This window comes from Ferruginibacter sp., assembly GCF_031430955.1.
In the GTDB taxonomy this organism is placed as follows: domain Bacteria; phylum Bacteroidota; class Bacteroidia; order Chitinophagales; family Chitinophagaceae; genus Ferruginibacter.
Map to the genome: position 1 here is coordinate 1 of NZ_JANPCM010000689.1, position 3,254 is coordinate 3,254.

Genomic DNA, 3,254 nt, shown 5'->3' on the forward strand with positions numbered 1-3,254 from the left:
TGATGAAAGAGCAAAAAAAACAAGGTCAAAATTATTTACAGACTGGATTAGCACTAAACCAAGTGTATCAAAATTATCTTTATTAAATTTTTTTAAAAATTACGATGACATTTGGAATGGCTTTTTAATAAACCGTAACAAAAAAATCAAAACACTCAGCTATACTTTTATAGACATTATTACTCATGAAGCTGCTACAGTAAGTTATTTTGATTTTACTGCTGAAACACAACATACAATAAAAACTTTTTTACAATCGAAAAAAGCATCTGCAATTTGCAGTATTATTTAAAGAATGAAAAGTGCCGAAACAATACCTTTTTCTTTTACCAACAGCTGTTGTAATGTTAAAACAATGCCTGTAAAAACACAGGCCATAAAAAATTGGTGGAGGATAAAATATATTAAATTTTTTAGTTGGGAATACTGGCCAATGTGGCTGGTATATATTCCGGCAAGTTTTTATTTTATTTATTATTGCATAAGAGCAAGATCGTTTTGCTTTTTTTCGGCGGCTAACCCCTCAATAGAAACCGGGGGAATGATTTTTGAAAGTAAATGGGATATTTTCAAACTTATACCAAAACAGTATTACCCTGCTACTATTTTAATAAAAGAAAAAGAAAGTATTGATGATGTTATCTTGAAAATGGATAATACAGCAATGAAATTTCCTGCTATTGCTAAACCCGACAGGGGAGAAAGAGGGTGGTGTGTTAATATCTTAAAAAACACTTCTGATCTGGAAAAATATTTATTAAAATATCCCATTGATTTTTTATTGCAGAAATATATTGATTACCCAATGGAGTTAAGCATTTTCTTTTACCGGCACCCTGATGCTGCAAATGGAATGATAACATCAGTAACCAGTAAAGAATATTTAAAAATAACCGGTGATGGCATTTCTAATTTATATAAATTAATTGAAGCCGATGACAGGGCTTTTTTACAATTAGAAAAATTAAAGCATTCAGGTACAATTGATTTTAATAAAATTTTGAAGCATGGCGAAATTGAAATACTTGTTCCATTTGGCAATCATGTAAGGGGTGCATTGTTTTTAGATTACTGCGATGTTATTGATGAAAAACTAAATACAGTTTTTAATAACATCAGTAAACAGATTGAAGGTTTTTATTTTGGCCGCTTCGATATAAAATGTAAAAGCATTAAAGATTTAAAAGAAGGAAAACACTTTTCAATATTAGAATTAAATGGTTCAGGTGCAGAGCCCGCTCACATTTACCAACCTGGATTTTCCTTTTTCAAAGCCCAAAAAATAATTATACAACATTACAAAATGATGTATGAAGCTGCAAAGGCAAACCATAAAAAAGGAACAGCTTATATGAGTTTACAATCTTTCAGGCAAGTATGTAAGGCACAGAAAGAACATAAGCTGAAAGTAGTTGCTGCAATATAAAAAATAATTAGAGTTCTTCTAAAATTATAAACTGCTGCTCCAGTGCCAATGAATTTTCGTAAAGGGCTTTAATAAAGTCATCGCCCCATTTGGCATAAAAAGGAATGAAATTTTCAATACGTTCCTGTAAATTATTATGGGGGAATAAAACAATTTTTAATTTTTGCAATTGGCGTTGCTGAGCTTCAAATTTTTTCTTTTCTGCTTTAAGCATTTTCTTTTCTAAGGCTGTTATTTTTTTAAGTGCCTGCGTTTGCAGGGCTGCCGTATGTTTTTGTAAACTGCTGTCTATTGCTGTGGCCGTATGCTGCAATGTGGTGTAAAAACCTTCCAACGTTTGCATTTCATTTTTCAAACTTAACTGCAAGCCGCTTTCCCTTTTTACGAGTTGGTTCATTAACTGCTCTTCAGTTTTAAAAAGATCGGCAACGGTAAAATTTAATTTATCAAGAAGTGCCTGGTGATTTTTTTCTATTATTAAAAATGAATTGCGTAACACCAAAACCGGGTACGGCACGCCTACTTCTTCAAATACTTTTTTTAACTCCAGCCAGTAAGCAATTTCGCCACCACCGCCAATAAATGCAATGTTGGGCAAAATCATTTCCTGAAAAACCGGACGGAGAATTACGTTGGCACTAAAACGTTCGGGATGATTAATTAATTCACTTATAATTTCCTGTTTACTAAATTGTAATTTGGAATTAGGGATTTGGAATTGGGAATTTTCGACGATGATTCTTTCCCTGCTATTGTCCGTTAAATAAAATAAATTCAGTTCTCTTCCGCTTGCCTGCACTTTATATGCTGCTGGAAATGCAGCAACAGTTGCTGCAACTTCTGCATGAGAAAATGTTGCTGTCAATTCTTTTTCTACAACTGGTATAAATAATCTTTTTAATGCTGCATTGTCGGGCAAAATAATCAGTACGCCATATTCTTTAAATAATTCATTCACCAATTTAAAAGTTGCCTGCTCAATAGTTACACCCTCTTTATAACAATCTTTTATTACAGCAATAATGCTTGCACCAAATGGATAAATTAAAACTTGCCCGGCAATGTTATCAACTAATTTTACTAAAGCCTTATCCACTTTCATTCTGCCAACTGCCCCGGTTTGTTGGGTTTGCCATTGGTGTTTTTCACCATTAATAAAAACATGGCCCAGTTCTTCCAGGTCGGCATCTTCGCTGCCCATATAATAAACAGGTACAAAATTATTTTCGGGCAAAGCTTTTTTATATTCCTCAGCCAATTTTACAGTGTGCAAAATTTTATAAATAAAATATAAATGTCCGGTAAAAATATTGGGTTGATGTGCAGTGGTAATGGTAAAGCAATTTTGATTACTTAATTGCTGCAGGTTAAATGTTTGTTTTGCTGTAAGAATAATTTCAGCATATTGCTTTTGCAAAACATCCACCAATACTTTTCTGTTAGTGGAATATTTTTTTCTTTCTTCAATGGCGGCTTTAATTCCATCAATAGAAACTGCATGCTGATAAAAAGGTTTTAATAAATCATTACCGGAAATGTAGTCCAGTACAATTTTAGAAAAAAAGCCGGTTTCCTGGTAAGTTATGTTTTGCGAAGAAAAGTTCATTTTATACTTTAATGTTCAATATTCAATGCTCAATATACAATGTTCAACTGCAAACACCTCATGTATTCCTTCTAACAAAGTATTATCTTTAAACCACCTCCCCTTCAATATCATAATCGTAAGCCTTTGTTATTTTTACATTCACAAAATCGCCGATGATCAGTTTCTTTTTACTTTCAATAATCACTTCATTATCTACTTCTACACTGTCAAATTCTGTAC

The 3,254-nt window shown here is 32.5% G+C and carries 4 protein-coding genes; 2 read left to right on the plus strand and 2 right to left on the minus strand.

Annotated elements, in window-relative coordinates:
- Nucleotides 1-292, plus strand: a 292-nt coding sequence (locus tag ACY65O_RS19765; protein ID WP_462222581.1) for a hypothetical protein, incomplete at its 5' end; no start/stop codon positions are given.
- A gap of 3 nt (nucleotides 293-295) precedes the next feature.
- The gene (locus tag ACY65O_RS19770; RefSeq protein ID WP_462222582.1) at nucleotides 296-1,426 is read left to right on the plus strand and encodes an ATP-grasp domain-containing protein; all 1,131 of its coding nucleotides are present in this window, start codon (nucleotides 296-298) and stop codon (nucleotides 1,424-1,426) included.
- A 7-nt stretch (nucleotides 1,427-1,433) separates the two neighbouring features.
- Here the strand turns inward: ACY65O_RS19770 and bshC are convergent, their stop codons facing one another.
- The gene (gene bshC / locus ACY65O_RS19775; RefSeq protein ID WP_462222583.1) at nucleotides 1,434-3,032 is read right to left on the minus strand and encodes a bacillithiol biosynthesis cysteine-adding enzyme BshC; all 1,599 of its coding nucleotides are present in this window, start codon (nucleotides 3,030-3,032) and stop codon (nucleotides 1,434-1,436) included.
- 88 nt (nucleotides 3,033-3,120) lie between these two features.
- The coding region (locus tag ACY65O_RS19780) for a TRAM domain-containing protein (protein WP_462222584.1) at nucleotides 3,121-3,254 on the minus strand (134 nt) is incomplete at its 5' end.

Coding starts and splice junctions, on each gene's coding strand:
- ACY65O_RS19770 (WP_462222582.1), top strand. CDS start 296: ATGAAAAGTGCCGAAACAATACCTTTTTCTTTTACCAACAGCTGTTGT.
- bshC (WP_462222583.1), bottom strand. CDS start 3,032: ATGAACTTTTCTTCGCAAAACATAACTTACCAGGAAACCGGCTTTTTT.